This is a genomic window from Symbiopectobacterium sp. RP (assembly GCF_050472005.1).
GTDB lineage: Bacteria > Pseudomonadota > Gammaproteobacteria > Enterobacterales > Enterobacteriaceae > Symbiopectobacterium.
The window spans coordinates 1,309,140-1,334,273 of the sequence record NZ_JBGOGS010000001.1; the positions used below are offsets into that span (position 1 = coordinate 1,309,140).

General features: G+C 48.3%; 41 protein-coding genes and 2 pseudogenes. 20 read left to right on the top strand and 23 right to left on the bottom strand.

Annotated elements, in window-relative coordinates; genetic code table 11:
• The first annotated feature begins 314 nt into the window (after positions 1-314).
• The 10 genes from ACD630_RS08660 (at position 315) to ACD630_RS08705 (ending at position 3,859) form a co-directional block, all read left to right on the top strand.
• Positions 315-491 (top strand): hypothetical protein, encoded by a 177-nt coding sequence (locus ACD630_RS08660; RefSeq protein ID WP_430358804.1) that lies wholly within the window; start codon positions 315-317, stop codon positions 489-491.
• Positions 492-502: 11 nt separating this feature from the next.
• Entirely contained in the window at positions 503-793 is a 291-nt protein-coding gene (locus ACD630_RS08665; protein WP_430358805.1) for a hypothetical protein, read from the top strand.
• Positions 778-936 carry a hypothetical protein gene (locus ACD630_RS08670; RefSeq protein WP_430358806.1) on the top strand — a complete coding sequence of 53 codons (159 nt, stop codon included), beginning with the start codon at positions 778-780 and terminating at the stop codon, positions 934-936. Before ACD630_RS08665 ends, ACD630_RS08670 begins: the two co-directional genes overlap by 16 nt.
• A gap of 42 nt (positions 937-978) precedes the next feature.
• Positions 979-1,215, top strand: a complete 237-nt coding sequence (locus ACD630_RS08675; protein WP_430357722.1) for a hypothetical protein — start codon at positions 979-981, stop codon at positions 1,213-1,215.
• 107 nt (positions 1,216-1,322) lie between these two features.
• Positions 1,323-1,802 (top strand): hypothetical protein, encoded by a 480-nt coding sequence (locus tag ACD630_RS08680; RefSeq protein ID WP_430358807.1) that lies wholly within the window; start codon positions 1,323-1,325, stop codon positions 1,800-1,802.
• A gap of 59 nt (positions 1,803-1,861) precedes the next feature.
• Positions 1,862-2,047, top strand: coding sequence for a hypothetical protein (locus tag ACD630_RS08685; protein WP_430358808.1), 186 nt, complete (start codon positions 1,862-1,864; stop codon positions 2,045-2,047).
• Entirely contained in the window at positions 2,040-2,348 is a 309-nt protein-coding gene (locus ACD630_RS08690; RefSeq protein WP_430357725.1) for a hypothetical protein, read from the top strand. Before ACD630_RS08685 ends, ACD630_RS08690 begins: the two co-directional genes overlap by 8 nt.
• Positions 2,345-3,085 (top strand): recombinase RecT, encoded by a 741-nt coding sequence (locus ACD630_RS08695; RefSeq protein WP_430357726.1) that lies wholly within the window; start codon positions 2,345-2,347, stop codon positions 3,083-3,085. Before ACD630_RS08690 ends, ACD630_RS08695 begins: the two co-directional genes overlap by 4 nt.
• The gene (locus ACD630_RS08700; protein WP_430358809.1) at positions 3,069-3,692 is read left to right on the top strand and encodes a lambda exonuclease family protein; all 624 of its coding nucleotides are present in this window, start codon (positions 3,069-3,071) and stop codon (positions 3,690-3,692) included. The genes ACD630_RS08695 and ACD630_RS08700 overlap by 17 nt, the downstream gene beginning before the upstream one ends.
• Before the next feature lie 11 nt (positions 3,693-3,703).
• Positions 3,704-3,859, top strand: a complete 156-nt coding sequence (locus tag ACD630_RS08705) for a hypothetical protein (RefSeq protein ID WP_430358810.1) — start codon at positions 3,704-3,706, stop codon at positions 3,857-3,859.
• On the opposite strand, the gene ACD630_RS08710 is transcribed toward ACD630_RS08705, so the two are convergent.
• Positions 3,856-4,269, bottom strand: a complete 414-nt coding sequence (locus ACD630_RS08710) for a DUF1640 domain-containing protein (RefSeq protein WP_430358811.1) — start codon at positions 4,267-4,269, stop codon at positions 3,856-3,858. The two genes, ACD630_RS08705 and ACD630_RS08710, sit on opposite strands and share 4 nt — an antisense overlap.
• Before the next feature lie 149 nt (positions 4,270-4,418).
• Between ACD630_RS08710 and ACD630_RS08715 the strand changes: the two genes are divergently transcribed.
• The 3 genes from ACD630_RS08715 (at position 4,419) to ACD630_RS08725 (ending at position 5,314) form a co-directional block, all read left to right on the top strand.
• Positions 4,419-4,616 (top strand): DUF1187 family protein, encoded by a 198-nt coding sequence (locus tag ACD630_RS08715; protein WP_430358812.1) that lies wholly within the window; start codon positions 4,419-4,421, stop codon positions 4,614-4,616.
• Positions 4,617-4,750: 134 nt separating this feature from the next.
• Positions 4,751-4,822 (top strand): DinI-like family protein, encoded by a 72-nt coding sequence (locus ACD630_RS08720; protein ID WP_430359961.1) that lies wholly within the window; start codon positions 4,751-4,753, stop codon positions 4,820-4,822.
• A gap of 366 nt (positions 4,823-5,188) precedes the next feature.
• On the top strand, positions 5,189-5,314 hold the full coding sequence (locus tag ACD630_RS08725) for a hypothetical protein (protein ID WP_430358695.1): 126 nt from the start codon (positions 5,189-5,191) through the stop codon (positions 5,312-5,314).
• A gap of 63 nt (positions 5,315-5,377) precedes the next feature.
• On the opposite strand, the pseudogene ACD630_RS08730 reads toward ACD630_RS08725, so the two are convergent.
• From ACD630_RS08730 to ACD630_RS08750, 5 genes and pseudogenes are all read right to left on the bottom strand, one after another.
• Positions 5,378-6,257, bottom strand: a pseudogene (locus ACD630_RS08730) (DNA adenine methylase).
• A 79-nt stretch (positions 6,258-6,336) separates the two neighbouring features.
• Complete coding sequence (locus ACD630_RS08735; RefSeq protein WP_430358813.1) at positions 6,337-6,774, bottom strand: hypothetical protein; 438 nt, start codon at positions 6,772-6,774, stop codon at positions 6,337-6,339.
• On the bottom strand, positions 6,734-7,900 hold the full coding sequence (locus ACD630_RS08740; protein WP_430358814.1) for an AAA family ATPase: 1,167 nt from the start codon (positions 7,898-7,900) through the stop codon (positions 6,734-6,736). The genes ACD630_RS08735 and ACD630_RS08740 overlap by 41 nt, the downstream gene beginning before the upstream one ends.
• A 21-nt stretch (positions 7,901-7,921) precedes the next feature.
• A complete protein-coding gene (locus ACD630_RS08745; protein ID WP_430358815.1) occupies positions 7,922-8,101 on the bottom strand; it encodes an AAA family ATPase in 180 nt (59 codons plus the stop codon).
• Positions 8,102-8,127: 26 nt separating this feature from the next.
• Positions 8,128-8,478 (bottom strand): annotated as a pseudogene (locus ACD630_RS08750) (integrase); the annotation flags it as partial.
• Between ACD630_RS08750 and ACD630_RS08755 the strand changes: the two are divergent.
• The 7 genes from ACD630_RS08755 (at position 8,454) to ACD630_RS08785 (ending at position 12,571) form a co-directional block, all read left to right on the top strand.
• Entirely contained in the window at positions 8,454-8,606 is a 153-nt protein-coding gene (locus ACD630_RS08755) for a hypothetical protein (RefSeq protein WP_430358816.1), read from the top strand. The pseudogene ACD630_RS08750 and the gene ACD630_RS08755 overlap by 25 nt on opposite strands.
• 66 nt (positions 8,607-8,672) lie before the next feature.
• The gene (locus tag ACD630_RS08760; protein ID WP_430358817.1) at positions 8,673-9,422 is read left to right on the top strand and encodes a Rha family transcriptional regulator; all 750 of its coding nucleotides are present in this window, start codon (positions 8,673-8,675) and stop codon (positions 9,420-9,422) included.
• Positions 9,423-9,434: 12 nt separating this feature from the next.
• On the top strand, positions 9,435-9,644 hold the full coding sequence (locus ACD630_RS08765) for a hypothetical protein (RefSeq protein ID WP_430358818.1): 210 nt from the start codon (positions 9,435-9,437) through the stop codon (positions 9,642-9,644).
• 15 nt (positions 9,645-9,659) lie between these two features.
• Positions 9,660-9,821 (top strand): protease FtsH-inhibitory lysogeny factor CIII, encoded by a 162-nt coding sequence (locus ACD630_RS08770; RefSeq protein ID WP_430358819.1) that lies wholly within the window; start codon positions 9,660-9,662, stop codon positions 9,819-9,821.
• 172 nt (positions 9,822-9,993) lie between these two features.
• Entirely contained in the window at positions 9,994-10,179 is a 186-nt protein-coding gene (locus ACD630_RS08775; RefSeq protein WP_430359962.1) for an excisionase, read from the top strand.
• Positions 10,157-11,224 carry a phage integrase Arm DNA-binding domain-containing protein gene (locus tag ACD630_RS08780; RefSeq protein ID WP_430358820.1) on the top strand — a complete coding sequence of 356 codons (1,068 nt, stop codon included), beginning with the start codon at positions 10,157-10,159 and terminating at the stop codon, positions 11,222-11,224. The genes ACD630_RS08775 and ACD630_RS08780 overlap by 23 nt, the downstream gene beginning before the upstream one ends.
• A gap of 318 nt (positions 11,225-11,542) precedes the next feature.
• The gene (locus ACD630_RS08785; RefSeq protein ID WP_430358821.1) at positions 11,543-12,571 is read left to right on the top strand and encodes an Rpn family recombination-promoting nuclease/putative transposase; all 1,029 of its coding nucleotides are present in this window, start codon (positions 11,543-11,545) and stop codon (positions 12,569-12,571) included.
• On the opposite strand, the gene ACD630_RS08790 is transcribed toward ACD630_RS08785, so the two are convergent.
• The 17 genes from ACD630_RS08790 to ACD630_RS08870 form a co-directional block, all read right to left on the bottom strand.
• Complete coding sequence (locus ACD630_RS08790; protein WP_430358822.1) at positions 12,568-12,702, bottom strand: tail fiber assembly protein; 135 nt, start codon at positions 12,700-12,702, stop codon at positions 12,568-12,570. The two genes, ACD630_RS08785 and ACD630_RS08790, sit on opposite strands and share 4 nt — an antisense overlap.
• 47 nt (positions 12,703-12,749) lie before the next feature.
• Positions 12,750-13,772: a hypothetical protein gene (locus ACD630_RS08795; protein ID WP_430358823.1), complete on the bottom strand. Its 1,023-nt coding sequence runs from the start codon at positions 13,770-13,772 to the stop codon at positions 12,750-12,752.
• Positions 13,759-14,349 (bottom strand): YmfQ family protein, encoded by a 591-nt coding sequence (locus ACD630_RS08800; RefSeq protein WP_430358824.1) that lies wholly within the window; start codon positions 14,347-14,349, stop codon positions 13,759-13,761. The genes ACD630_RS08795 and ACD630_RS08800 overlap by 14 nt, the downstream gene beginning before the upstream one ends.
• Positions 14,350-14,354: 5 nt before the next feature.
• Entirely contained in the window at positions 14,355-15,425 is a 1,071-nt protein-coding gene (locus ACD630_RS08805; RefSeq protein WP_430358825.1) for a baseplate J/gp47 family protein, read from the bottom strand.
• Complete coding sequence (locus ACD630_RS08810; protein ID WP_430358826.1) at positions 15,415-15,801, bottom strand: phage GP46 family protein; 387 nt, start codon at positions 15,799-15,801, stop codon at positions 15,415-15,417. The genes ACD630_RS08805 and ACD630_RS08810 overlap by 11 nt, the downstream gene beginning before the upstream one ends.
• 10 nt (positions 15,802-15,811) lie before the next feature.
• Positions 15,812-16,381 carry a phage baseplate assembly protein V gene (locus tag ACD630_RS08815; RefSeq protein ID WP_430357677.1) on the bottom strand — a complete coding sequence of 190 codons (570 nt, stop codon included), beginning with the start codon at positions 16,379-16,381 and terminating at the stop codon, positions 15,812-15,814.
• Positions 16,382-16,457: 76 nt separating this feature from the next.
• On the bottom strand, positions 16,458-17,513 hold the full coding sequence (locus ACD630_RS08820; RefSeq protein WP_430357678.1) for a phage baseplate assembly protein: 1,056 nt from the start codon (positions 17,511-17,513) through the stop codon (positions 16,458-16,460).
• A complete protein-coding gene (locus ACD630_RS08825; protein WP_430357679.1) occupies positions 17,510-18,832 on the bottom strand; it encodes a DNA circularization protein in 1,323 nt (440 codons plus the stop codon). Before ACD630_RS08825 ends, ACD630_RS08820 begins: the two co-directional genes overlap by 4 nt.
• A 34-nt stretch (positions 18,833-18,866) precedes the next feature.
• Positions 18,867-20,813: a phage tail tape measure protein gene (locus tag ACD630_RS08830; RefSeq protein ID WP_430357680.1), complete on the bottom strand. Its 1,947-nt coding sequence runs from the start codon at positions 20,811-20,813 to the stop codon at positions 18,867-18,869.
• An 84-nt stretch (positions 20,814-20,897) separates the two neighbouring features.
• Positions 20,898-21,221, bottom strand: coding sequence for a phage tail assembly protein (locus ACD630_RS08835; protein WP_430357681.1), 324 nt, complete (start codon positions 21,219-21,221; stop codon positions 20,898-20,900).
• Positions 21,218-21,583, bottom strand: coding sequence for a phage tail tube protein (locus ACD630_RS08840; protein ID WP_430357682.1), 366 nt, complete (start codon positions 21,581-21,583; stop codon positions 21,218-21,220). The genes ACD630_RS08835 and ACD630_RS08840 overlap by 4 nt, the downstream gene beginning before the upstream one ends.
• Positions 21,583-23,091: a phage tail sheath subtilisin-like domain-containing protein gene (locus ACD630_RS08845; protein ID WP_430357684.1), complete on the bottom strand. Its 1,509-nt coding sequence runs from the start codon at positions 23,089-23,091 to the stop codon at positions 21,583-21,585. Before ACD630_RS08845 ends, ACD630_RS08840 begins: the two co-directional genes overlap by 1 nt.
• Positions 23,088-23,366: a DUF2635 domain-containing protein gene (locus ACD630_RS08850; RefSeq protein WP_430357685.1), complete on the bottom strand. Its 279-nt coding sequence runs from the start codon at positions 23,364-23,366 to the stop codon at positions 23,088-23,090. The genes ACD630_RS08845 and ACD630_RS08850 overlap by 4 nt, the downstream gene beginning before the upstream one ends.
• Entirely contained in the window at positions 23,363-23,902 is a 540-nt protein-coding gene (locus ACD630_RS08855) for a phage tail terminator protein (protein ID WP_430357686.1), read from the bottom strand. The genes ACD630_RS08850 and ACD630_RS08855 overlap by 4 nt, the downstream gene beginning before the upstream one ends.
• Complete coding sequence (locus tag ACD630_RS08860) at positions 23,899-24,411, bottom strand: hypothetical protein (protein WP_430357687.1); 513 nt, start codon at positions 24,409-24,411, stop codon at positions 23,899-23,901. The genes ACD630_RS08855 and ACD630_RS08860 overlap by 4 nt, the downstream gene beginning before the upstream one ends.
• Positions 24,386-24,799 (bottom strand): phage head closure protein, encoded by a 414-nt coding sequence (locus tag ACD630_RS08865; protein ID WP_430357688.1) that lies wholly within the window; start codon positions 24,797-24,799, stop codon positions 24,386-24,388. Before ACD630_RS08865 ends, ACD630_RS08860 begins: the two co-directional genes overlap by 26 nt.
• The gene (locus ACD630_RS08870; protein WP_430357689.1) at positions 24,799-25,119 is read right to left on the bottom strand and encodes a head-tail connector protein; all 321 of its coding nucleotides are present in this window, start codon (positions 25,117-25,119) and stop codon (positions 24,799-24,801) included. Before ACD630_RS08870 ends, ACD630_RS08865 begins: the two co-directional genes overlap by 1 nt.
• Positions 25,120-25,134 lie beyond the last annotated feature (15 nt).

Sequence of the window (25,134 nt, forward strand, 5' to 3'; positions counted from 1 at the left end):
AAGGCAGAATGTTAACTCATATGAACGAACTTTATACAAGTGAGGAATTATTAATGTACGAATTAAGCTTCAAGTCATCCCCAATTAGCCCAACTTATGATCCCACAGCGAATCATTACCTAATCGTGAGCAGGTGAGAAGGGTATAATCTTGTCAATGGCTCCTTTGATGAAAATGGTTTCTTTCTATGTTTCATAGGGTGGGTTGCTGGACACCTACAGACTTACCACACCGACGACTATGTAGCTTGGGCTATATTACCTAATTCTGCTGAAATCATCCTGTCGGGCGTTGTAGACGACTGCGGCTATTTAATGCAACAGAATGATACCCCTGACTTTTTCAGCGTCTATATCCGAGGCAGCGACGGCTTGCTACAGGCCATCGGTGACCTCTCCGACCGTGAGGACGCACTCGCTTATGCCGCGAGGATGCTTGAGAAATATCAAGCACAACTCACGGACAATACCCGGAAGTTATTAAACGATTGAGGTATGTATTTATGGAAAATGAAAATCGGACCACGATTAAAGCATGCTTAAAACCAATTGCCCCTTCTGATTATGATGAGTGGTGTGATGCCTTGGAATGGCTAGATAAAAACGTCGTAGATTTTCCAACAGCCATAGAGAATGACATAAACAATAATGTTTCACCCTGGATATTTAAAAACTGGTGCTTTATCGAGACTATTGATGGTGAAATAGTTTTCGCCAATGGCTTAATACCATGCATTGATGTGAAAGATTTAAAGGAGTACAGGGAATTTAATAAAAAATGGCAGATGATGTAGATATAGCCAGCCAGAACGAAGAAGCCTTTCGCCAACACCTGAGCACCAATCATCGAGAGAAGGAATTACCGGTTAACGGGCGCTGCTATAATTGCGAGGGGCCAACCGAGGGTAATTTCTGCTGCAAAGAATGTCGAGAATGATTGGGAGAAGCGAAAATATTTTGATAACCAAATGAGGATTGAATGATGCAACTTAATAAACCTTATATCACGACCTTCAATCACCCTAATTTCGGTGACATGGTCGCTGTCACCAACGGCAGCAATAATATTAATGATTCACGTTATTTGATGAGCATCAATACTCACCCATATGACGACCACGAAACATTGGTATACAAATCAACCATCGCCTTTCTGGTGGAGGAAAATAAGTGGCTTAAAAAGCAGGTGAAAAAATTAACGGGTATCCATGACTGAAACACTTTCAGCATTCCCATCATCCGCTTATCGCCGCAATCTCCCCCCCATACTCAATAACGCCATCGGACGGTGGTTTTTTTACGCCTGAATCCAGGGAATTTTAAATGAAAAAATTCGAACTCACTGCCGAAGTGAAAGCGTTTTTCGGCATCAAATTGTTTCGCATTAAAGCGCTTATCGCCTTCGGTAATGTTCGTGCTGGCGAATTAGGCGGCTGGGTAAAAAAAGAATCGAACCTGGCTCAGGACGGCAATGCGCGGGTGTACGGCGATGCGCGGGTGTACGGCAATGCGTGGGTGTACGACGATGCGCGGGTGTCCGGCAATGCGTGGGTGTCCGCCGATGCGGACTGGATCACCCTATCCCCCATTGGCTCAGAAAATGGAGTTCTAACCGCATTCAAGCAGAAGGATGAAACGGTAATGGTACATAGGGGGTGCTTCTCTGGAACTATTGAAGAATTCGAATCGGCAGTTAATAAGCGCCATTACGACAATAAGCACGGTGAAATTTATCGTCATGTCATTTCGTTGCTGAAATTACGGTTTAACCTGTCATCCTGTCATAAAGAGATGAATATTTAACCCTCGGCGATATTTTTCGGCATCAATTAATACATCAATCCAAATTAAGGAAAGCCACGATGGAACTTACTATCGCGGGCGCCCCCATCGTGCGTCCTGAAATTAAATTTGACCCGATTCGGTCAATCGAACATCACCGCTCAAATATCGTCACGGGCCAGAGCTTCAAAAACAAAAGCGGGCTGCAACGGTTATTCGAGCAGCTTATTGAAACGGTTAATCAGAAGGGGAACCCCAATGCTTAATCCATCAACGATACAGGCTATTCGCAAAATCATGGAAGAAATGCCGCCTGAAATCACAGAGGACTGTTACGCAGAGGCTGAGCAATTGGCGGAGAAGTCTATCGAAAGGTTTCGTGAACCGCTTAGAAAGCACTGCCCTGATGCTTACACATCGCTAGCCTGTGAGTACATGGAAGATAGCGATGTTGATTATCAGGAAGCCGAGAGTCAGCGAGTATTCGACGCCATTTTCCACCGTGTGAAGGTTGAGCGGGCTTTTTGGATTTATAACAGGCAGAACAGCACGGAGGATGCAGCATGAGCACGGCATTAACAACAATGGCAGGGAAGCTGGCTGAACGTCTCGGGATGGAGCCCGGTACGGACTTGATGAATACCCTTAAGAATACGGCGTTCAAGGGGGGTAACGTCACGGACGAGCAATTTACCGCCCTACTTATCGTTGCCAACCAGTACGGGCTTAACCCGTGGACGAAAGAGATTTACGCATTCCCTGATAAGGGCGGCATTGTCCCGGTTGTTGGTGTAGATGGTTGGGCGCGGATCATTAACGAACATCCGCAGTTCGACGGCATGGAATTCGGCTACGACAAGGAAGAGGGGGCTTGCACCTGCAAGATTTACCGCAAAGATCGCAAACACCCCACTGTAGTCACCGAATACATGGGCGAGTGTAAGCGCAATACCCAGCCGTGGCAATCACACCCCACCCGTATGCTGCGCCACAAGTCACTTATTCAGTGTGCCCGCATGGCATTTGGGTTTGCTGGCATTTACGACAGCGACGAAGCAGAGCGGATCATCGAAAGCAGCCCGGCAAGCGTTGTTGTTGGACAACAAACAGACGAGCGCCGACCGGCATTGATTGCCCGGTGCGAAGAGGCGGCTCAGCTAAGCATGGAAGTCTTCGCAGAAACATGGAAAAACCTGACCCACGAAGAGCGCCAGATTATCGGCAATGCAGAGAAGGAGCGCATCAAAAAAAGCATTCCCGTCGATGCAGAATATAGCGAGGTGGATCATGCAACAGCGCAGTGATGAATGGTTTTCCGCCCGTTGTGGCAACGTGACCGCCAGTCGCCTGTCTGACGTAATGGCAAAAACCAAATCGGGCTATTCCGCCAGCCGCCAGAACTACATGGCAGAGCTTATCTGCCAGCGCCTAACAGGAAAGGTGGAAGAAAGTTACGCAAACTCGGCCATGCAGCACGGCACTGAACTTGAACCGGTGGCGCGGGAGATGTACCTGCTTAACCAGTTTGACGCAGAAGTTACAGAAGTGGGATTTATTCCCCATCCAGAGATCGTAGGATTTGGGGCGTCGCCTGATGGCCTGGTCGGAAATGATGGCCTGATAGAAATAAAATGCCCCAACACATGGACGCATTTAGAAACCATCAAGACAGGTAAGCCGAAAAAACAATACCTCCTACAGATGCACGCCCAAATGATGTGTACGGGCAGGAAATGGTGTGATTTTGTCAGCTATGACGACAGGCTACCGCCAGACCTTGCCTATTACCAGTTGAGAATTCATCAGGACGATAAACGGGTTGCTGAAATAGAGGAGGCGTTAAGGCAGTTTCTGACTGAGCTTGAAAACGAACTTGAGGTTATTAGACAGTTAGCCAAGGTAGCAGCATGAGGGGGTTACTGATGAAAGAATTCATTGCCAGCATTAATAAAACACTCGCTCTCGTATTAGCCACGCTGACATTATCCTGGGTGATAGGGTTTGGTCTGACCGCGGGCTTCGTCATGGCACTTGAGGTATGGAAACGAGTGGTAGAAATCACTAGCAGACATCTTTAACCGCCCCACAGTTTCGGAAGTACGTCTTTAAACAACAAACTCAGAATACCCGCCAGTAAGAACCATTGAAGACGGTCAAATTTAATTTCAAGACGGTCAAATCGCTTTTCGGAAAAATCTAGTCGCTTGTCTATCTGGCCAATATCCTTACGCACATCGGCTATCTCTGCGGACAGGTCCTTGCGGACATCGGCTATCTGCGCCTCAGTTTTCTCGAAGCGTGCGTCAACCTTATCGAAGCGGGCGTCAATTTCCTTACGAACGTCGTCAAGGTCACGCTTGGTAGCCACATCCGCCACCTCATGAGACTTGCGTACGACGAGCGAAATCGCCTTGGCCTGCTCACTGGTAAGCCCGGCGGTTTGAAGCTCTTCTGACGCCTGCAATGTATCAAATGCAACCTGGCCCATAGCGGATCCTCCTGTATTAAGCCAAGTGTAAGCGATCTGACCGCCAACCTGCAAAATTTTACAAGTTAGCCCCCTGACCCTGCTTTTTATGTCACTTTTTTCACCGTTTTAATTGTCGTCAGACACATAAACAACCTCGGAGAGAATTAATGTACAAAATAACGGCAACTATCAAAAAGCCCGCCGGACTGGATGTTCAGTGGCTACGGTTCTCTAAGGTGAAACTCACCATGTCAGAATGCGAAAAACTGCTCTTTAAGCCTAAGGAGACAGGTAAGTCGTTCGGCGATAAGGTGAAACTGGAGGATTTCCGCTGCGTCAGGGTGAAAAACAGGGATACGTGGTAAATAGCACAATAAACCATCCCATTGACGCAAGGAGAACCCATGCGCTCGAAAAATGGCAACAGGCGAACGTTAGCCAGTTCCTGCAGCGCCACTAATCACTAATCCCGCCCCGGGATCGTGCCGGGGCTTCATTAATCACATTCACTTGTGTTAGCGAAATACTACAGGAGACGTGGGAATCAGCTGATGACTGGTTCCAATCGTAATAAAACCCCATCTAAGTAGGACATTCTGAGGTGCATTATTTTTTCTATAAAAATCATAACCATAAAGAATAGAATATTTTTAGGAATATTTTGTTGTCATTTTTGTTGTTAATGATATACCCAATAAACCTCAAGATGCAGGTTTGAGCACCTGAAAACGATCGTGAATTCTGGACGTCAGCGAGTCCGCTATTTCTGGTAGCGTATTGGTGAAAAAATTGAATATTGCATCGGCTTTGTTGAATAAATAGATTTTATGCTGGCAGCCCAGCGAAACGACGGATCCTCGCAACGTAAAATCATGCAGTTAGGCCTCATGAGAAAAGTGTACACCTGAGATGACAAGCATTTTCAACCAAAACTGGCATGGAAAAACAGCATGATTACCTATTATTCAACAAAGCCGTTCCGCTTGACAAAAGGGGTAGCATGGTGGGTTGTGCAGGATTCGAACCTGCAACCGAAATTTTTTATCTTATTGATTATAAATAATTTATTAAAAAGTGAATTTACTGCGGCTCTTTTACGGCGCTTCCTCTGTCCGGGTGTAGTCGTCTAGCTCATAGCATTTTTAATGGCAGGTGCTTTTACCTTAGTTGGATCATCGGTTTTAAAGACCTTCAATCGTTTACTGAAGAACATCACTTCTGAGCCCTTATATCGCTCTTGAGCACTGTAGTTTATTCCATACACTAATGATGATGCCTTATAAATACCTTGGATCTCAGGAGTATTATCGTAAGAAACAATCCATGGTGTTTTAATATCATTCTGTACTACTTTTGCAACATTAACATGGTCACCATGTTCATAATGGTTGATATATAATCCCTTACCTTTTATGTAATATGGCGGGTCTAAATATGTTAATGATTTCTTAGGCAATTGAACAACTATTTTTTATGAAATCAATTGCATCCATGTTATACAAGTCTATTCTTTCACGGTTTTTTGATATTTTCTTTATCCGAGAAATTAAATCACTTTTGTTATAGCGAGCATCAAGCTTCCATTGCCCTTCTTGATTTTTACCACCAATCACACCGCCTTTTAATATTCCAGAACGATTTGTTCTATTAAGAAAAAAGGAAGAAAAACCAATTGTTAGCATATCATGGCCTTTGGGATTATTAATTATTTCTTTCTGTTTGAACCACTCATTCATTGTGACTTCAGTTCCTTCAATTAAAGTACACAGGTGGTCTGCATTATTTAATACAGTGTGCCAAAAGGCATAAACAGAAATATTAATATCATTAAGAATGATTTTTTCAGCTACATTTAAATGTAAAAGCTTCAGCGCTAAACCAGCCCCTCCAGCATATGGCTCTGCATAATGTATAGGCGAAAGCTTATTATCTTCAATAATCCGAAGCATGAAATTTGAAAGCTTGCCTTTGCCGCCAGGATAGCGAAGTGGGGTGTTAAAACGCATATGATACCTCTAAATGTCAGTTCTAAAGTATATCAAAAAAAGGGCTTTATGGACATCACATAAAGCCCTTTGCAATCAATCAGTTGCCAGACAGATACGAAGTGATAGTAGCAGAGTCAACGCCATGTCCATTTGTCATAATAATTTTAAGATTTTTGATTAATTCATGCTTGAAACTATCGGATTCCAATAAGTGTTTATCGACCCAATATCGATAGGGATTATCTTTAACACGCCCTTTTACTTGTTCCAGGAACTCACGTGTATGGGCAAAATCTTTAAATAGTTTTCTAACCACTCCGCCATGGTTTTTGTTTGATTTTTTATAATTCTCTATCGAATTTTGTAAATCAATAGGGTGGTTACCTATGTTTAGCGTTGTAATTATATCTTGAGTTATTCTCATAAATACTGGTTTTGTAAATCCATTATTATTGTTCCAATATGTGTCATCAGGAGGTAAATTATATAAGAATTCAAAAATCATTTGATCTGGAGGAAGAATGCTTGGAAGCAAGCATAAGCTTCTCTCTTTTTTTGCTTTTTTTTGCATTATCACTGTTATCGAGAGCAACATCACCGTCTAAGATCACTAGGCTTTTAATAGTAAACTCAGGAATTTTTCTTGCCATTAAATCTAAGATAGCAGTACAGCTAATATTTATATTTCCTAATGTGTTCAATATTTTGTTTATTTTTCTATTATTTATCAATTGCTTGAAAAAATCGAAACCTTCTTTATCTTCAAAATAAACGTTAGCTTTTGGAAGGCTAATCTCATCATTGATTTTTACAGTTTCAACATGCAAATCAGCATTGATATCAGCCCAAGATAGATTATCCTTTGTTTTTATATCACCATAAGTGTCTGTTAGGTATATTGTTTTAAATACGTTGGCATCTTGTTTAGAACGATTGAAAATACCTTCAATTATTAATGGTGAGTGAGAAGTCATGATTATTTGCAAATCATATTTTTTAGCTGCTTTAGCTAGGATGTTAATTAATTCTAACTGAGCAGCAGGGAAGAGGCCTGCGTCCGCTTCATCAATTAATAAAATACCTCCATGATAATCAGCATAAAGTTCTTTCAGCCTTTTAAATGAAAATATTGCTTGAATTAATTGTCCTACATTATCTTCACCAACAGAAACTGATTGGTGGTCATAATTATCGCCATGCACGACCATTGAATCAATCGTCCCTTTCGTGGCTGTTACTGAGCACCCATTATTTTTAAGTAAGAGTTGATTGCTCATTATTCTTATATCATCAGAATTTTCATTAAGATACTGAACATCCCTTGTTGAGTAATCAGTTCGGAGAGTAATAGGGAGAAGCCTGGCTAAGCTTAAAAAAATAACAGGATGGGTGACATTTCTACTTTGGTTTTTCCCTTGAATGGAATCATTACCCCTGACTATTGGCCTTGATTTATCCCTGTCACTGTAGTCATATAGACCCAATGTTAGCTTTTCAAGATGTTTGTTAGATGCGCCATCATAAACACTAATTCTGACTTCCATTGAACCAGCAGTATCAAATTTTTCTGAAAGTCTAAAATGTTCACTGAAAGCTGACTTGAAGCTGCCATTAGTTAATGTCTTATATTGTGTTAAATCAAACTCGGGGTTCTTGGACAAGTCTTTTGTAAAACTAAAAATCTAGGCGACAATACCAAGAATTGTTGATTTAGAAGTGCCATTTTTACCACAAATAACAGTTAGGCGAGAACCAAATTCTATATTTATATTTTTTAGTCCACGAAATTTTACTACGTTTATTTTTTTAGTTTGGTTATTGGATTTGCCATGTTTGTACCTCGTTCCATGAAATGGACACAAATTGCGGCCAATAATTCAGACATGGATTATATTGTTATCTTCTTCAGGCTTGTTTGTCCATCATATTCCTTCAGATATGAGCCGTAGTGACGGGAAAGCATCTCTGGTCATTTATGTCCCATTTGAGTCGCAAGCCAGAACAAGTTTGTCCCCTGACTGATATGGCTTGTGGCGAATGTATGCCTGGTCTGATATAGGTTTCTGTATCGAATACCTGCCTTTCGCAATGTAGGAACCCATGCTTTTTTTCTAATTGCGTCAGCACTGGCCCATGGTTTGTTACTTTTTGGATCTTCGAATATCGTTTCATCCTTCATAAAAGTGAAGAGTTTCTGGCTGGCTAGAGCTGCCAATGCCTCTTCAGTCAGTTCTACCTGAAGCTATCGTGCTCAGAGAGATGCAGCAGATGCTTGAAGAAAGCACGCAGCAGCATTACGGTGTGATGACCCACGCGCTCGAAAAATGGCAACAGGCTAACGTTAGCCAGTTCCTTCAGCGCCACTAATCACTAATCCCGCCCCGGTAACGTGCCGGGGTTCCATTATCGTTTTAACCAGCGAGGTATATCTGTATGCAAAATTTAACCATTGCACAAACAGTAACCATGTCCAGCCGTGAGATTGCGGAGCTGACCGAAAAGCAGCATAAACACGTGCTGGAAGACTGCCGCAAGATGTTCGAGGCGCTCAATATTCAATCGGAGGACTTTTCCGCCGATTACAAAGACAGCAAAGGACGCACCTATCAGGAGTTTTTGCTTGACAAAGACCTGACAATGACGCTCGTCATGGGGTACAGCATTGAGCTTCGCCATAAAGTCGCCAAGCGCTGGCGTGAGCTGGAAGAACACGCCAAGACCCCCGCTATCCCGCAAACATACCCCGATGCACTGCGCCTCGCTGCCGAATTAGCAGAGGAAACCCAGCAGCTAAAACTGATCAACAAAGAGCAGGAAGCAGAACTCCACGACCTCAAGAGCCTGTTCAAGGAGGGCATGACCCCGACCCAGTTCTGTAAAATGCTCAACGGCGTCAATACCCAAAAGGTTAACGGCTGGCTCGCTGAGCGCCACTGGCTACACAACGAAAGCCAATCCGGTACCCGTTGGCGGGCAACATCCTACGCTCGCGACAGATACCTGACTGAGCACCAGCATCTGATTGGCGTTCACGGTGCCGACGACTTCATTAAATACCAGCCAGTATTGCTGCGTAAAGGTGCTGAACGCCTCTACGTCCTTTACCGCCGTGGCAAAGTGCCCATGAAACTCAACTGGAACGGCGATTTTACCCACCAGAAGCACGTCAGCCTTGCATCGTGAGAGGAGCAACGAATGAAACCTAAAATACCTAACAGGATAAAGGAGCGGGAGAAGCTATTTAAACGCTTATACCGTGAAGGACTTATTCATGCAAAACGCATACGACGAACCGGTTATTTATCAATGCGGCTTTCTCACTACTGGCGCATGTTATCCAAAGATAACGGTCAGAGTTGGAAAACCATGAGTCACGCGACATACGACACCCAAATAGCAATATAAAAACAGGAGCACCCCATGAATTATGCATTCGCGGGTCATGCTGCCCTCATGGGGAGCTATCACCCGCAAGAAACCCACCTGGATAAATGGGTTAAATGGCTGCGAAACGGATACCGAAAGCTTATCGCTATCCTCGAACAGCAAGGCAAGCCTCTACGACCTGCATCAGTACGTTAACTAAGGCTGTTACAGCCTGAAATCCCCTTCACCCCCGCATTTCTTCGATTGGTCATTCCCCCGCCTGCCCGCCGTCATGACGAACGGCGCAGTGGCTTAATTTTAGCAGAGGTCAATTATGGCATACATCACCTTATCCGAGTGGAATCGGCGGCAACCCCGTCCGCGCTGTATGGAAACCGTCAGGCGATTGGTCAGGAGCGGAATGATTTTTCCCGCACCGATACGAGATGGGCGCGAGTATCTGGTTGAGGAAAATGCCTGCAAGCTCACCCAGAATAAAAACCTTCGCTCATCAGGTTACCTTCATCCCGCCCTGTTATCGAGGATAAAACATGGCACGCCGGAGAAGCCATAAGAACCGCGATTTGCCGCCAAACCTGCAACCGCGCAATGGCGGCTATTTTTGCTACCGCGACCCACGCACCGGAAAAGAATATGGCCTGGGCCGCCATCGACAGGAGGCCATTACACAAGCCCTCGCCGCTAATATGGCGATTTATGGCTCATCAAAACCATCACCGCTCGTTGACCGCATCAACGACACACAGGTGACCACAGTTAGCGAATGGACTGAACGCTATCTGACGATACTCGAAGGACGGAAACTCAAGCCGACAACGATGAACGAGTACCATAAATACCTGAAGGCCGTTAATGCCCATTTAGGGGAATTTGTTCTTCATAAAGTAGAAACCAAAGACATTGCCTCGTTCCTTAATCAGTGGGTAAACGCAGGGAAAGTGACAATGGCGAACTGCATAAGAGCGTTGTTACGTGACCTGTTTCGTGAAGCGATTGCTGAGGGGGTATTCAAAAGCAATCCAGCCGAAGCTACGCGCAACCAGCGTGTAGACATTCAACGTGAGCGCATAACCCTGGACGCGTGGAGGCTCATACGCAAGGCCGCGGATACCTTACCTGCATGGGTCGGCCCCTGCCTTGACCTTGCTTTAGTCACCGGTCAACGTTTAGGGGATATACAGGCACTGCGCTGGGAGGATATCAAAGACGGACGTCTTTACATCAAGCAGGCGAAAACAGGCACGATGCTGGCGTTCTCCGAGGCAACCCGCATCGACTGCCTCAATTTATGCCTTGCTGATGTATTGAACCAGTTCAGGGGATTAAACAACGGTGGAGCGCATATTGTCGCCGATGTAGGACATGAGCAATTTTCTACGAAAACACTCTCAGCTGGATTTCGGAAAGCTCGCAAGGCATCTGGATTAACATGGGAACGTAACCCTCCCCCATTTCATGAAATCAGAAGCTTGGCAGCGCGCCTTTACAGCGATGAGAAAGGGAGGGATTATGCGCAAAAATTGCTAGGACATAAGTCATCCGAGATGACCGATAAGTACCGAGATGTAAGAGGGGCAGAGTGGGCTGAGATTGAATAATTTCGACCGAATTTCGAGTAATTTCGATCGATACGCTATAACTTATTGAATAATAATCTCGGTATTTTTATGGCGCTATGGCATGCGTAGCAGAATTAAAATACATAAAAACTATTAATATCAATGCATTAAATGACTTTATCGCTCAAAAAACAGGCGACAAAACACAACAAAGCACGACAATACACGACATTTTTATCAATACGTTACCGTCCATTTCGACTTGCAGACTCCCTTCCTTAGACGTGAAAAATCACATTCACCCCGAGCTGGAAATCCCGATGGCATACCCTAACCTGAGCAAGGTATACTGCGCCAATGACAACATCCTCACTCTCCCAACATGACTCCCTGTTCAAAAAGTTCCTCGGCGATATCACGGTCGCCCGAGACTTTCTGGAAATCCATCTGCCCCCTCATCTGCGGGAACGCTGCGATTTCAGCACCCTTGCGATGGAGTCAGGTAGCTTTATCGAAGACGACCTGCGCACCCAGTGTTCGGATATGCTCTATTCCGTGCAGACAAAAACGGGGAAAGGCTATATCTACACATTGATCGAGCACCAGAGTAGGCCCGAGAAGTTGATGGCGTGGCGTTTAATGCGTTATGGCATGGCAGCCATGCAGCGGCACCTGGAGCAAGGCAACGAGACCTTGCCCGTGGTCATCCCGCTCCTGTTCTACCACGGCACCACGTCGCCCTACCCCTACAGCACCCAATGGCTCGATTGCTTTGCTGACCCTGAACTGGCAGAATCAGTCTATACACAGGCATTCCCTTTGGTCGACATTACCGCAATACCGGATGACGAAATCCTGACGCATAGGCGGGTAGCGCTGCTGGAGCTGGTGCAGAAACATATTCGTACACGGGATATGCTGGAACTGGTTAACGAGCTGGCCTGTCTGCTTGAGCAATGGGCAGTGCCCAAAGAGCAGTTCCGGGGCTTGATGTATTATATTCTCGAACGTGGCAATACCTCGAACGCCGAGCAGTTCTTGCAGGGGATCGCCACCAAAACCACGGATTACCGGGAGGACGTGATGACTATCGCAGAACAGCTTGAAGCCAAAGGTGAACAACGCGGCATTGAAAAAGGAATACTTCTTGGTCGGCAAGAAGGCATTTACCTCGGTCGCCAAGAAGGTCGCCAGGAAGGTCGCCAGGAAGGTCGCCAGGAAGGTCGCCAGGAAGGTCGCCAGGAAGGTCGCCAGGAAGGCGAGCATAGCGCCTCGCTCAACATTGCAAGGCAACTTATCGCCAACGGTGTTGAACGCACCATCGTCAAAATGTCGACCGGCCTGTCCGATGATGAACTGGCCACTCTGTTCGACGACCGACGCTAATTCCCCGTTTTTTCACCTTCGGGCGCTTCCGGCCACTCAATAGCCGGCGCTGTGCTGATATCCACCTGCTTTAGCAGTACACGGTATTTCTTCCACGCGACAAGCTGGGCCTTTTCTGCCTCCGTGGCCATATCGGGGTCTACTCCTGAAGGGGGGCAATAGCGGTGGAGGCACTCTCTCACCCCCCAATGGCATGATAGCAAACCTCCATTGCACGCCCCCGCCCGGAATCACTCCACAGATTCCACTGCACTGAAAACCCTGTTTTTGACAAATTTCTGGCTCTCATCACCCAGCCGTTAATTTTGGGGTCGCCATTTTCTTTCACAAAAAGAAACGGGATTTCGGTAAATACTTTCGGGAAAACAACATCAAGCGGCGCACCATATGTTGAATCCAGACGCCCAAAAATTTCTATCTTCCCGTCCGAAAATTTTCGCCAGTAATACCCTGTACCAGACCCCGTTTCTACGATATCGACTACACCGGTTTTTTTGGGCTGGAAGGTATTCCTCAGGTAAGCGTCCAGCCATTGATTGCCCCACATGCTACCGTAGATATTGCCGTCAGAGGCTATCCTTGCCGCTCCGGCATACACCGAAGAAGGGGCACGAAAACCGCCATCTTTATGAAAAATATAATCGCCGCCGCCATCAATACCGTTATTGATGTGTATTCCATCACCGCCCTTGTCTTTCCAGATATAGGCGCACACTTTACCATCAGCATTCGCGAGAATAAAATGCTTACGGTTATCCCCCTTCAGTCCGATTTGGCCACCCTGTGAAATAATGTTGCCATTGACCGTTCCGCCAGTACGTTTATCCAGTGCGTTTTTTGCACAATCTACCGTTTCCGTTAAACCGAGGTTCTTCACAAATTGATTTTTATCGGGGATGTCAGTGCCATTTTCATTTTTTGTTAATTTTTGTCTTAATGATCCAATCAACTCTGCTTTTGCTTTATCAACGGCATCACTCGCTAACTTTTTTATCGCTTCATAAAGCTGATCATGCCTGTTTTTATCGAGTTTAATGCCCGATTTCTCAATGACCGTGCAAGGCTCTTCCTGTAGCGCATCAAAAATGTCACTGTTCAAATGGGTTGACGGTGTGCCTGTTGTCGGATCGCCGTTGGTAAACCCGTTTTTCCCCTGACCAAATTTATCTTTTTGTGCCGTCGGCGTATCAATGCGATGCATCTCGTGCTCCTTCTGGGTAAGCAAAAATGACGTGGGTATGGGAGGGACACTGGCGTCTGATAACGCATTCAACGGCGCTGTCTCCCCACGTGCGAATAGGTGAGGGGCAATCACTGATGCAGGTCATCCAGCGGACATTCGCTTGCGCAGGAATATTCACTCGCCAGTAGTAGCGCCACTTGTCCCCCCAAGACGGATCGGGTGTACTGTCAAGATGTTGAAATTGTTCTATTGTTGCCGTGGGATAACCCAATATTTCTAACTGCTTTTTAAAGAATGCTTCGCTTATACCACCCACCGTATTCACCTTGGCATCAAGGACTTGTTGCCGTTCTCCTGTCGTCTGCTGTCTATTTGCCAGGCATTTGTCCGGCAACCCGCATAATTTTTCGTAGCGATTAATTAATTCAACCGATTGGGCCGGGTTAATTTCAATCATCAGGCTATCGGCGTGTTGATGAGCCTGTGCCAGTGACGGTGCCAGCCCTTTAATGAGCGGATCTTCTTTATCCCATGCAGGCCCCGGCGGTAACAGCGATTGCAGTAGCTGTGTATATTCCTCGTCGAGTTGACTCATTACGCTCATTCCTTATATTTTGCCCACGTGAGCTCACCCAATACCGGTACTTCCGTCTGGGTTAATTCAATGTCTGCCGTTGGCGCAATCAGGCGATGAGCGACTTCACCTGTAGCAAGACTAATCACTTCAGCGAGCCTTGAGAGAAAAAGCTGGCTGCCGGGTTCTCCTTCTCGATGTAAGAACGCTTTGATTTCAGCAATAACTGCCGCCCGAATGTCTGGCGTATCGGTTGATAAGGCTATCGAGATGAGAACGGTTTTTGCCGTGACGGGAAATACCGTTAAGCCACTTCCGGCAACGGGGGCAAGCGGTAAGATGTGCGCTTTGACTTTAGTTAATATTTCCTGTGTGGGGGCCGGATGGTCTACATCATCACTGGCAACCATGACCCCAACTGTGCCGATACCGTTCTTGTGTCGATGTGTCCATGCCCGACTTATTCCCAGGACTTCTTTCGCCCAGCGAACATAATCACTATCCGCCCCCCCTTGCGGCGTATCGTACCAGCGCGCCATGATGCGTTGTCGCCAGCTATCCAGCGCTTCAATATCGGTGCCTGTCCTGATGTTATCGGCATAGCCGGTAGACGACAGTCCCGTTATCGGGGTTGCCAGACGCAGTGCGATACCGTCTTCGCAATTACCCGCCTGACCGCGGCTTTTTGCAATGATCGGCACGCGAAGTACACCCTTTGCGGATGTTGTTGGGGCCGTTGTGGTGTATATTTGACCATCATCACGGTGTATTTCAGTGTCAGCGGGCATCGATATGGCATGTTGTACCCCCTCCCACCGAACAAATCCGCTCGCCTTGGTGGCCCCTTTTCGTGGACAACGCTTGATATTTCCATGTCGGGTCAACCAGTCTTCATCGGCTAAATCCGGCAAGATATTACGCGCTAAATAATCGATATAGCCGTACAAGGTGTGAATGGCCGCCGCCTGCACTCTGGCGTACACCTCTGCATCCAGACGGCGTAACACACCGTCCTCGTTAAATCGTGTCAGCAAATCACCGCGAACGGTGTCTATCAGTTGTGGCAGGGTCGGGCGCGAAAAACCGCTAGTTTGCATGGATCACGCTCCACAGGTTGTTGAGGGGCATCGTTTTTATGTGATGGTCAGGTAAGGTCAGGATGACGGTTGCGCTTAATCTATCGGTACCTGAGCGCACTACCTCAATATCAACACGAAGCGCTACACCGTCCTCCGTCATCCACTTGAGCGCCTGAGCGATATATTCCTTCGCTTTTTGCGCCGTCTGAGGGGTTAAGGTTGTGCGTTTCAGCAGATGCAATCGAGAGCCAATCCGGTCATTTTGTACCGTCGGCCACGTATCACCCCACCATCCCATCGGGGTATCCGTGTCGTCATCCTGTTCAGCCCGTCGCCAGGTGAACAGCGAGATAATCACGGCACGGCTTACCCGGTCATCATGTTCAATAGGCATACCGGTCATCTTATTTCATCCCTTGAGTAGGTGTACCGGTCATGCCGCCGCTATCGCCTGAATGCGCATGGCTGTTGTACTGTTTCCTCATTGTGCTTAATGAACCGATTTTATCTTGCACCTCCGCCGCAGACGTAATCGATTTCTCCGCCTTGATTGCACCCGATGTTTCAATTAAGGCGGTATTCAGTACCACCTTGTTTTTAGCATTCAGGATGAACGTCTCTGTTGTCGCTTCGATTAACCGGCCACGCTTAAGCACGATGCTATCGCCTTCATCGCTATAAATGGCGACTTCACCTTCTTTCAGCCCCTTAAGCCGATAGCGTCGGTCTGCAACGTTAATGACAATGCCGTGTGACCGATCGCCAGCGAGAAATAGCGCAACCCCTTCCGCGCCAGAATGCGCGGTCGAGGTAAAGCCGTAAGGCTCAAGGTATTCCACACCGGCTTTTGTTTCGCCCGCTATCATTGCGATATCTACCTGCTGGCAAGCCATGGCACTATTTACCCCTCGCACGACTGCCCTTGACCATAGACGCGACAAGCTGCGCTGTAGCATGGATACAACGTTTTTCATTTAATACGTCTCCAGCTGAACAAAAGAATAAAAGCGGTCAATGCCCCAAAATGGGTGATCGGTACAGGACGAATCGCTAATCCTCGTCGTCTGGCGCTTTCAATTCCTCAAGCGCTGGAATATAGGCGGCTTCTGGCCCGACTCGCAGTTCACATAACGTACCGCCTTCATCCTGCGTATACACCACCTCGCTAATGACCAGTTCACGGTTGTTAAACCCCAGCACCGGATCAAACACAATCACCCGCTGGTTAGGTTTCCACAGACTGCCATCACCTTGCCGCCAACCTTGAACGGTATAGGTCGTTTCCTCGGTTCTGGCTGCCCGTTGCTTTGCTTCAAATTCACTCCGTGCGCGACAACTGGCCCCAGTGGCATTACCGGATTGCTGGATATGTTGCGGACGATAGCGCGTTATCTGGCTATCCCTGGCTCTGGCGCGCAGTGCTGTCAGTGTGGCTTCGCCGTGATCTGAGTCATCACCTACCCGTTGCCCTGCGACCTGGTATTCTGAAAAACGTTCACGGATACTCTGTTCGGTATCACAGGTGAGAATATTCTCACCCCAGACAAGCGCCGTTGTTGCACGATCATTACCGACCGTGCCAATCAATAGATTGCCTTCCTCATCGTCCCAGGCGAGCGCCTGTTGGCTTCCCAGCGCTTTGTTGAGTACCTCGTGTACGGTTTCCCCATAATCCGCCTGAAAAGCCTGTAGCGGCGTTTGGGGGGCTTTCTGGTTAATCACCTTAATGCCAAAGGGTTTTGCCAGTGCTGAGGCTATCTGATGCAAGGTGTTGCCCGTAAAAAGCGTGGTATGGGCAGCACAATCGATTAAATCCGCCGTCTTGCTGCGACCACTGATACCAACATTGATACTTTTTGCGTCATAGCGTATCGGGATCGCTTCAATCCAGCCGGTCAGGACTTTATCCTGACCGATGAGGACGTCGACCAATTCACCTTTTTTAATTCTGGGCTGTAACGCTACGCTTCCTGATTCACCCGGCCATTGGCGGGTGATTTCGACATTGAAATCGCGTGAGAGTCGTTCTATCCCTGCTGAAATCTGGACGCGTGTCCAACCGCCCCATTCGCGCCCGTTGACGCGCAATATCACATGATCGCTCATCTTGCAGGAACCCTTAAGGGGTGTACCGGCACAAAACCGGGATGGTTAACGGTATTGCGGCGGGTGATATCGGTTTCCCGTGCCGCGTTGTCATACCAGTTGGCCGCCAGAACCAGCGCAGGCAGCACCGTTTCGGGTGTACGGGTGACGGTTTTTTCAACTTGTGCCAGTCGTGTGGCAATATCCCGGTTGGCATCGGTTTTCACCTGTTGCAAGGCAAGGAACAGCGTATCGTCAAGCGTTAACGCCTGTTCGTGCCCGATAGCCTGATTCAGCGTTTCCCGCACCCTGACCAACGCCTCCCACGTGACCGCCGCGAGTCCTTCAATGTGACTGCCTGCGGTATGGGAAACCGCGTGTAATGCGGGATGGGAAATATTGACCTGTAGCTGACGTTTTGCACGTTGATTAACCGGTAACATAGCGGTACGTGGTGGGGGGAGTTGTGTTAATCGCCACGTCGCCTCATGGATGGCCGTGGTACGCAACAAAGCGGCAATACGATTACTTCGCCTACGTTCAGACTGTATACTTGGCCTGTCGCTTTTCCAGACGCCGCGTGGCGCTAAATCATGCCCCAGCGTCACACCGGATAGCGTCCTGATTTGCTGTGCCAGTGTGGACGCATCCTGCGCGGTACGCCGTCCCGCCCTCCACATTTTCTGTATCGATTCAACCAGGTTTTTACCGGGTGAGCCGGGCGTCAAGATCACCGAAATATCCCCCTGTAGCAGGCGGGAAGCCGCCGTGATCCCGCTATCGATAGTGTCAAAGGCGTTGGTGATATTGCCAATCATCTCTTTGGCTCGTACCAACACATCAGCCTGTGCAAAATCGGCCAATCCTTTTAAGCCTAAATCAGCAAAAACCGCCTCAATCCGATCATTGAGCGCGGAACTGGAAGAAATCAGGGTGTGACTGGTGGCGATACCCGCAGTCGGGAAAGATAATTCACCGGCTTCGACCACGCTAAAACTGACGCGGCACATCCTCCCCTCTCGTCCGCTATGGCTCACTCTGACTTCACCGTCAATACAGACGGCTATCTCACCGTAGTAGGGGTGTACCAGCGTGCCCGGCCCCGGCGTATCGATAGCCACAATGAGCCGATCTCTGGCCTCGAAGAAATCATCACCGACCAGATACGCGCTGATAGTAAAGCGCCGCGTTGCCCTGCCTAAATCTTCCGTATACGGCTTGTCGCGATTGGGGTATTCATGCACCTGTACCCGCCGTCCGAACGTCCCTTCGTCGTCCTCTACCTGAAACGGTACGCCACGAAAAGACGCAGGACGCAGCTGCTCCTTCCAGTTCATCATCACCGCTCCTTAAAAAGAAAAACCGCCGAAGCGGTCATTGTCTGGCGAAGCGGGTATAACCCACGTCATAGTTAAACCACGAGGGTGACTTACCTTCGGTTTGCACCTGCGTGCCGGTCAGCATATTGCGAAAATCCACCGTCAGTTTCAGGTTTGCCTGCTCATCTCGACGCAAGGGGGAGTCCAATAGACCGACATTCTCCCTTTCTCGCGCTGACAGGGAGGAAGGGAGAGGGCCAGACGGGGGATTTTCGTGACTTTTTGCGGCATCAAGACCCGCCTGATATTGCTCATACCTGTCTTTGTTAAAGAACGGCGTCCAGTCAGACGCGAGGAACAGGCCCGTGTTCTTCATCCATTTTCCTGCTCCTGTTTTGCCCAGGGTACTGTCCAGTGCGCTTTCCACGGGGTCATAGAGCATGGCCCCTACTGCACCGTATAATCCTGCCTTACTTCCCAGGCCAAACAACCCCGTTGCCTTCGTTGCCTTCCCTAGCTGACGCATTTCTTTTGTGACGCTGCCAATAGAGGAAACCATATCGAGCGCCCATTTTGTCGCCACAAATGCCACAATGCCTTTCAGGATGTTTTCCCACCCCCCCAGGGCTTGTGCTACGCCGTCAATATTTCGCCAGACTTCTTTAACCATTGGACCCGTGGTTTCCCAATTATCGACGATAAGCCCACCGCCTATGACCATTAACGAGACCAGCTTACCCAGCGTCGACATTTTCATCACACTGTTAAAAAGCCTGAAAGCACGGGTGACAACCCCTACCGCTGTCGCGGTTCCCAGCAGATAAGCCCCCCACCTGGCGAAGGATTTAATCAGTTCTGGATGGGCTTTTACCCAGGTGCGAAATTGTTCAATCAACGGCTGGATTTTCTTTGTCACTTCAACAAGTGTGGGCAAAAAAATTGACCCCAGACTGACACTCGCAACGTGCATCTGATTTTTAAACAGTTGGATAGCATTTGCCGTGGTGGCCGCACGGCTGGCGTATTCCTTCTGCATCGAGCCGCCGTACTTTTGTTTGTCTGCGACCCTATCCAGATTAATTTCCAGTAATTCAAGGTTGGTCAGCAGCGGGGCAAGGGCTGAAAGTGATTCAGTGCCAAACAGTGAATTTAATAAGGAGGTTTGCTCTGCTTTAGGGACTTTTTCTATTGCCTTTAGCACCATCAGCATCGCGCCTTTTGCGTCTTTCTGCATCTGTGTCGCGAGTTTTTTGGGGCTTATTTTTAAGGCTCTTAAGGCTATTTTTTGCGAGGTTGTCGCGGATTTTCCCCTGGTTAACGCCACCATAAAGTTCTTGATGCCGGTTGCCGCCACATCTGACTCAACCCCCATCCCGGCAATGGTTGCGCCAAGTGCCGCAATTTCACCCGATGCCAGGCCCGCGACTTCACCCAATGGGCCAATGCGGGTCACAATATCGGAAATTTTAGCGGCATTGGCGGGACCGTTGTTGCCAAGGTCATTGATTTTATCGGCAAGGGAGACCACATCATTTTGCGTCAACCGAAATGCCGTCCGCCACTGTGCCATCATCTGCCCGGATTGCTCAGCCGTCTGGTCAAAGGCGATACCCATTTTTACCGCGGATTGGGCGAAGGACATCAGTTCTTCTTTCGCGATCCCCGCCTGCCCCCCCGCGGCCACAATCTGCCCAATGCCATCGGCTGCCATGGGGAGTACTGTCGACAGCTTAAGGATATCTTCTGACATCTGCCTGAATTGTTCTGGCGTATCAAAATCAACCACCTTGCGGATATCGGCCATTGTTGATTCAAAGTCTATCGCCTGTTTGATGGGACCTGCCATGGCAGTAACAACGCCAGCCCCTAATGCAGCAGCCCCCGCCAATCCCGCGCTAACCTCCTTTTTGAAGGACTTCATTTCACGCCGCATCCCCTTTAACGGGGCGGAGAGTTTATCAACGGCAGTGATGATCGCTTTTAACTCAAAACTATTCGCCACTGTGTCGTTCCTTATTGATGCGAACAGCCTCTCCCTCCAGTTCAAGAAACTGACTCAGCGGATGTCGGCGTAATTCGAAGGGGTTTATGCGCCAGAACCAGGCAACGTTGTAGAATCGTCGTCTGAGACTGCCAGGCTCTGGGCACCGGTAAAAAAACTCACGATGGTCATTGAAGCGAGAAAGACATCATGTAGCGCCATCTGTTGCGCAGAAGAGCGGGGGATCCCCGCCAGTTCAGGCAAATAAGACAGGGCGGAGCGGGTATCCAGCCGCATCTCGCCTCGCTCAGAGTAACTGAAAGGAATGCCAAACTTTTCGACCTGATCAAACGTCGGTTCCTGAATATCCAGTACTGAAATTTTTTCGTTGTGTATCTGAATAGGTTTGCTCAGTGTAATTGATTTCATTGATAAAATCCTTCATTTCCGTGAAATTCCATCTCAACCGTACCTTCGTCAGCGTTATAGGAAGATTCACCCGACAGCCACGCGCCCGACAGAACATAAACCATGCCGTTAGCCAATTCAGCGGTGAGGGTCATTTCATCGGCTGTGGTGAGTTTTTGGAGGGGAAACTGTCTCTCGACCTTAAATTCCGCCTTGATATAAGGCGCACGATGCGTTTGTTTGTAATGCACACTGCCATCAAGCCCCACCACATCCTCTCTCACGGTGAGATTCATCGGCACTTCCACACTGCCATTCAATGAGAGTTGCTGCCCATCGACCTTAAAATAGCAGGTGCCGCCTATTCTTCTTTTTCCCGTCATCACCCCACCTCACCCTGGTTATATTGCAGCCTGAATTGATTCACCAACGCAAATACCCGCAGCTGATTGATATAATCCGCCGGAAAGACCACATCAATCCGGTTGGGATCATTGGCGTTGCGCTCAACGATGAGATGTTGACGAAAAGCATCGAAATTTTCGACAATCCCTTCATTTTCCAACTGGCGATACACCGCACAGAGTTCGGCCTTAATCACGGCGGGCGTAGCAATCGCCTGACCTGCCCCGAATCGGGTACCGTCATCGGCCAGTTTGTGCCGTCCGTACTTGCTGGTTATGACGGATTTCAATCGCCGCAAAATATAAGCGCTGGTATAGAGTGTTTCACTGTCCAGATAGCTGTTATCCGCCACCCCGTAACGGTTTTTCTGGTAGGTCGTCACATCGCGCTGAAGGCGTAATACGCCGCCTTCCACATTGGTGGTGGCGATACCGTGTGAAAGCAGGGATTGCTGCTCTGTCAAGGTGAAGCGTTTGCCAGACGGTGCGGGTAACACCCCGTTTAACTCGCCCGTGTGGGTCGGTCTGGCGGGGTCATTACGCAAAAATATCGCGCACCGTGCCAGTCGTGCCGCTACCAGTTCATCAAGCGCGGTTTGTATTGCAGGTTCGTATCCAGCGATAGTGAGATGCGGATCATTAAACGAATTGCCAAAAGCGATCAGTTCGCCGACCGTCCCTTTTTTGGCAGTATAAACATGACCGTACAACGGCTGATAAGGACTCCAGCGACCGTTGGTGTCGTTCATCGCCGCGCCCATCTTTTCCAGTGAGGCAGAATCGGAGAAAGGCAAGCCAATAAAATCAAATAACAAGTCACCCATTGCGCCGATAACACTGTCCATATTCGGCGAACCAGCCCCACCACGCATTGGCGTAAGACTGATATTCAAACCAGAAGGGGTATTCTCACCGCCTGTCGGCGAATAATAGTTCAGCATCAATGGAATATCATTGCCCGTTGCCCCTCTATGCTTTGCGGTCAAGCTGATTTTTCCCGCTGAAATTGCCGCGGTGACAGGCAAATCTTCGTTGACATTGATCGCTTTACCAAGGGCGGCAGCAACGGTATTGGCGGTATCCGATTTCTTGACGGCAGATAAAATACGCTGGTTGCTGATATACAGCGTAACGACACCGGGATCGGTGGCGGTGCCACTAATGGCAATCTCGCCTGTTGCTTTCGTCCCCCTGGTTTCAGGTACAGCAGGTACCGCAATGACAAATAATTCACCTATCGCATCAATCCGACGGTAGGCTTGCACCATGCGGTCCAACTGGCTGCCCCGACCGGCTAACTGTTGCATCATTTCTGACGAGGGGATGATCATCGGTGCATTCAGGGGCATTTTTGCATTCGGTAATGCATGGCCAATGAGCAGTGCCGGGCCGCTGGCTTGCATCGTATTGGCAGCGCTGTTATCCATTTCTGTATAGACCCCAGACACACGCAGGTTCGCGTTCATGGTATTAAAGCTAATGGTCATTCCTGCGTCTCCTCTTTAGCCTTTTTTAGCTTATTTTTTGTGGGATCAATCGTCTCTTGATTGATGGCAAGAGGGGGATGGTCGGATTCACTCACTTCCTCAATATCATCGTCCTGTTTTCTTCTTATCCAAAAAAGCGTTTTTTCAACACGTAATCCTTCTTCTGGCAAATATTCACCAAAATACTCTTTGGTATCGCGCATATATTGTGGAATAGGCACTTTTCGACCGTGTTTGGGTTTAATAAAAACAATTTCTGGTTGGGCACCTATCATTTCAGGTTTATCTCCATATTCGGATTAACGCTGTTTGACGATTTATTCACGTCAATCGCCACGGTGTGTAAGTCAGGTAAATTATTCAGCTCGGCGTATTGCCGTGTGTCTTCGGCATTGATTTCGGTATCAACGACAAAATCAAACTGGTACATCAATTCATGACGATTGAGGTCCAGCAAGGTGCCGCCGTCATAGGTGACGGGATTGCCGCCAGGCTCAGGCTCCCATCCCAACAGCGCGGTGAACAGCATATGCCGCACATCATGGACGACGTCGAACGCCGCCCACTGCCCGCGCTCATCACGTCCGTTACTCAGCATGACGATGACGGAAAAGCTTTCCCTTAGATCCTGCCAGTAATCCGTCTGGCTCTTTTGCTCGCCGGGAGCGTCGTCACCCGGCACCACATAGGCGGCGGGTAAACGTAATTTCCCGGTTTCTGGCAGGCTCTTGAACTGTGCCGCCCCGCCAACCCTGTTTTCAAAGTACGGACAGTGGGTGCGTAGGGCCGCAATAATCGGTGTGAGTTTCATCGTTTTTTATATTTTCTCTGAGTACGTAGGGAGTTACGCAGTTCGCTGGCGAGGTAATAACGGGTCCAGGCGTTATTATTCTGCAATGTCTGTTCCATAAAGTTATTGCGCGGAGCAATGCGCCAACCACGCTCACCAGAGGCACCGCGATGATGACCTTTTTTGCGCGTGGCCCCCTTGCGTACGCCATAGAACAGGATCGCAGGATAGAAGGCCCCGTTTATCAACCGGTTGCCCTTGCCGTTTTTCTGGTTTGGGGCAATACGCACCATCAACCCGGCGCGCCGTTTTGACGCACGCGGCACGTAATAGCCGATAGAACGGGCCAATTTCCCAGTGCGGTATGACGGATTATCCCCCGCCGCAGACTTACCGCGCTTCATCACCAGACGGCGTGCATCACGCATATGCACCTGGCCGATCTTCACAAACGCCCGTCGCAACCTCGCGCGGTTGAAAACCAGCTCTTCCGGTTGCTGAAAATCAACGTGTAAATAGGGAGTTGCCATCGTTACCGCCTCTCAGGGGGATTGATTCATCGGTCAGTTGTTCGCACTCAAGTAGCATGTATTTCCCTGCTTCATTCAGATCACGAAAACGCTTTACGGCATAAACTTTTTCTTTGTGGACAATTTCATAATCAGAAGTCAGTCCAGAGCGAAAGCGGATCGTGAAATAATGTGTAATGACCTGATTTATCTGAACGCTCTCATACCAGGTTGTTGCGCTTACTTGCCTGACCCTGGCTTTAGTCCAAAACGTTTCTGAGTAAGAGGAGACCGTTCCCATATCAGCCGCAGGTAAATCAATGCGTTTTCGTAGAAAAACTTTGTGGCGCAGTTCGCCGGGGTCAGGGAACTGATAGAGTGCACTGGTTTGCGCTAACCGTATCGCCATCAGGAGACCTCTTCCGTTCCGCGCCAGTTCCTCACCTGAAACAGTAAGTCTTCTGCCCGTTGGTTGGTGTAGAGCTGAACTTCTGTTTGTGCGCCTCGGTGCTCGAACGCATCGCAGAGATATAACAGCATTGCCTGAACAATCTGTGAGGGGAGATCTTTAACGCCTTTCCAACGCGGCTCATCACAAAAGCGCAGGCAATAATCGAGGGATGACTGAGCCTGTCGCAGTATCAGAGCATCTCTGTCCTCATCGTCATACTCAAGATGCTGGCGTAACTCTTCTATAGGGACAACATCAGTGACCTTAATCGCCATCATTCAACAGGGCGGCGT

What these genes read in the sequence shown, in the direction of transcription:
- ACD630_RS08710 (WP_430358811.1), bottom strand. Translation starts at nt 4,269, where the DNA reads ATGGGCCAGGTTGCATTTGATACATTGCAGGCGTCAGAAGAGCTTCAA.
- ACD630_RS08825 (WP_430357679.1), bottom strand. Translation starts at nt 18,832, where the DNA reads ATGATGAACTGGAAGGAGCAGCTGCGTCCTGCGTCTTTTCGTGGCGTA.
- ACD630_RS08715 (WP_430358812.1), top strand. Translation starts at nt 4,419, where the DNA reads ATGTACAAAATAACGGCAACTATCAAAAAGCCCGCCGGACTGGATGTT.
- ACD630_RS08775 (WP_430359962.1), top strand. Translation starts at nt 9,994, where the DNA reads ATGGAAACCGTCAGGCGATTGGTCAGGAGCGGAATGATTTTTCCCGCA.
- ACD630_RS08685 (WP_430358808.1), top strand. Translation starts at nt 1,862, where the DNA reads ATGGAACTTACTATCGCGGGCGCCCCCATCGTGCGTCCTGAAATTAAA.
- ACD630_RS08675 (WP_430357722.1), top strand. Translation starts at nt 979, where the DNA reads ATGATGCAACTTAATAAACCTTATATCACGACCTTCAATCACCCTAAT.
- ACD630_RS08845 (WP_430357684.1), bottom strand. Translation starts at nt 23,091, where the DNA reads ATGACCATTAGCTTTAATACCATGAACGCGAACCTGCGTGTGTCTGGG.
- ACD630_RS08665 (WP_430358805.1), top strand. Translation starts at nt 503, where the DNA reads ATGGAAAATGAAAATCGGACCACGATTAAAGCATGCTTAAAACCAATT.
- ACD630_RS08850 (WP_430357685.1), bottom strand. Translation starts at nt 23,366, where the DNA reads ATGATAGGTGCCCAACCAGAAATTGTTTTTATTAAACCCAAACACGGT.
- ACD630_RS08770 (WP_430358819.1), top strand. Translation starts at nt 9,660, where the DNA reads ATGAATTATGCATTCGCGGGTCATGCTGCCCTCATGGGGAGCTATCAC.
- ACD630_RS08695 (WP_430357726.1), top strand. Translation starts at nt 2,345, where the DNA reads ATGAGCACGGCATTAACAACAATGGCAGGGAAGCTGGCTGAACGTCTC.
- ACD630_RS08870 (WP_430357689.1), bottom strand. Translation starts at nt 25,119, where the DNA reads ATGATGGCGATTAAGGTCACTGATGTTGTCCCTATAGAAGAGTTACGC.
- ACD630_RS08855 (WP_430357686.1), bottom strand. Translation starts at nt 23,902, where the DNA reads ATGAAACTCACACCGATTATTGCGGCCCTACGCACCCACTGTCCGTAC.
- ACD630_RS08790 (WP_430358822.1), bottom strand. Translation starts at nt 12,702, where the DNA reads ATGGCCACGGAGGCAGAAAAGGCCCAGCTTGTCGCGTGGAAGAAATAC.
- ACD630_RS08840 (WP_430357682.1), bottom strand. Translation starts at nt 21,583, where the DNA reads ATGACGGGAAAAAGAAGAATAGGCGGCACCTGCTATTTTAAGGTCGAT.
- ACD630_RS08760 (WP_430358817.1), top strand. Translation starts at nt 8,673, where the DNA reads ATGCAAAATTTAACCATTGCACAAACAGTAACCATGTCCAGCCGTGAG.
- ACD630_RS08865 (WP_430357688.1), bottom strand. Translation starts at nt 24,799, where the DNA reads ATGGCGATACGGTTAGCGCAAACCAGTGCACTCTATCAGTTCCCTGAC.
- ACD630_RS08670 (WP_430358806.1), top strand. Translation starts at nt 778, where the DNA reads ATGGCAGATGATGTAGATATAGCCAGCCAGAACGAAGAAGCCTTTCGC.
- ACD630_RS08785 (WP_430358821.1), top strand. Translation starts at nt 11,543, where the DNA reads ATGACAACATCCTCACTCTCCCAACATGACTCCCTGTTCAAAAAGTTC.
- ACD630_RS08765 (WP_430358818.1), top strand. Translation starts at nt 9,435, where the DNA reads ATGAAACCTAAAATACCTAACAGGATAAAGGAGCGGGAGAAGCTATTT.
- ACD630_RS08815 (WP_430357677.1), bottom strand. Translation starts at nt 16,381, where the DNA reads ATGAAAAACGTTGTATCCATGCTACAGCGCAGCTTGTCGCGTCTATGG.
- ACD630_RS08725 (WP_430358695.1), top strand. Translation starts at nt 5,189, where the DNA reads ATGGAAAAACAGCATGATTACCTATTATTCAACAAAGCCGTTCCGCTT.
- ACD630_RS08700 (WP_430358809.1), top strand. Translation starts at nt 3,069, where the DNA reads ATGCAACAGCGCAGTGATGAATGGTTTTCCGCCCGTTGTGGCAACGTG.
- ACD630_RS08780 (WP_430358820.1), top strand. Translation starts at nt 10,157, where the DNA reads ATGGCACGCCGGAGAAGCCATAAGAACCGCGATTTGCCGCCAAACCTG.
- ACD630_RS08755 (WP_430358816.1), top strand. Translation starts at nt 8,454, where the DNA reads ATGCCTCTTCAGTCAGTTCTACCTGAAGCTATCGTGCTCAGAGAGATG.
- ACD630_RS08835 (WP_430357681.1), bottom strand. Translation starts at nt 21,221, where the DNA reads ATGAAATCAATTACACTGAGCAAACCTATTCAGATACACAACGAAAAA.
- ACD630_RS08680 (WP_430358807.1), top strand. Translation starts at nt 1,323, where the DNA reads ATGAAAAAATTCGAACTCACTGCCGAAGTGAAAGCGTTTTTCGGCATC.
- ACD630_RS08810 (WP_430358826.1), bottom strand. Translation starts at nt 15,801, where the DNA reads ATGCCTATTGAACATGATGACCGGGTAAGCCGTGCCGTGATTATCTCG.
- ACD630_RS08860 (WP_430357687.1), bottom strand. Translation starts at nt 24,411, where the DNA reads ATGGCAACTCCCTATTTACACGTTGATTTTCAGCAACCGGAAGAGCTG.
- ACD630_RS08820 (WP_430357678.1), bottom strand. Translation starts at nt 17,513, where the DNA reads ATGAGCGATCATGTGATATTGCGCGTCAACGGGCGCGAATGGGGCGGT.
- ACD630_RS08705 (WP_430358810.1), top strand. Translation starts at nt 3,704, where the DNA reads ATGAAAGAATTCATTGCCAGCATTAATAAAACACTCGCTCTCGTATTA.
- ACD630_RS08800 (WP_430358824.1), bottom strand. Translation starts at nt 14,349, where the DNA reads ATGAGTCAACTCGACGAGGAATATACACAGCTACTGCAATCGCTGTTA.
- ACD630_RS08660 (WP_430358804.1), top strand. Translation starts at nt 315, where the DNA reads ATGCAACAGAATGATACCCCTGACTTTTTCAGCGTCTATATCCGAGGC.
- ACD630_RS08690 (WP_430357725.1), top strand. Translation starts at nt 2,040, where the DNA reads ATGCTTAATCCATCAACGATACAGGCTATTCGCAAAATCATGGAAGAA.
- ACD630_RS08795 (WP_430358823.1), bottom strand. Translation starts at nt 13,772, where the DNA reads ATGCATCGCATTGATACGCCGACGGCACAAAAAGATAAATTTGGTCAG.
- ACD630_RS08805 (WP_430358825.1), bottom strand. Translation starts at nt 15,425, where the DNA reads ATGCAAACTAGCGGTTTTTCGCGCCCGACCCTGCCACAACTGATAGAC.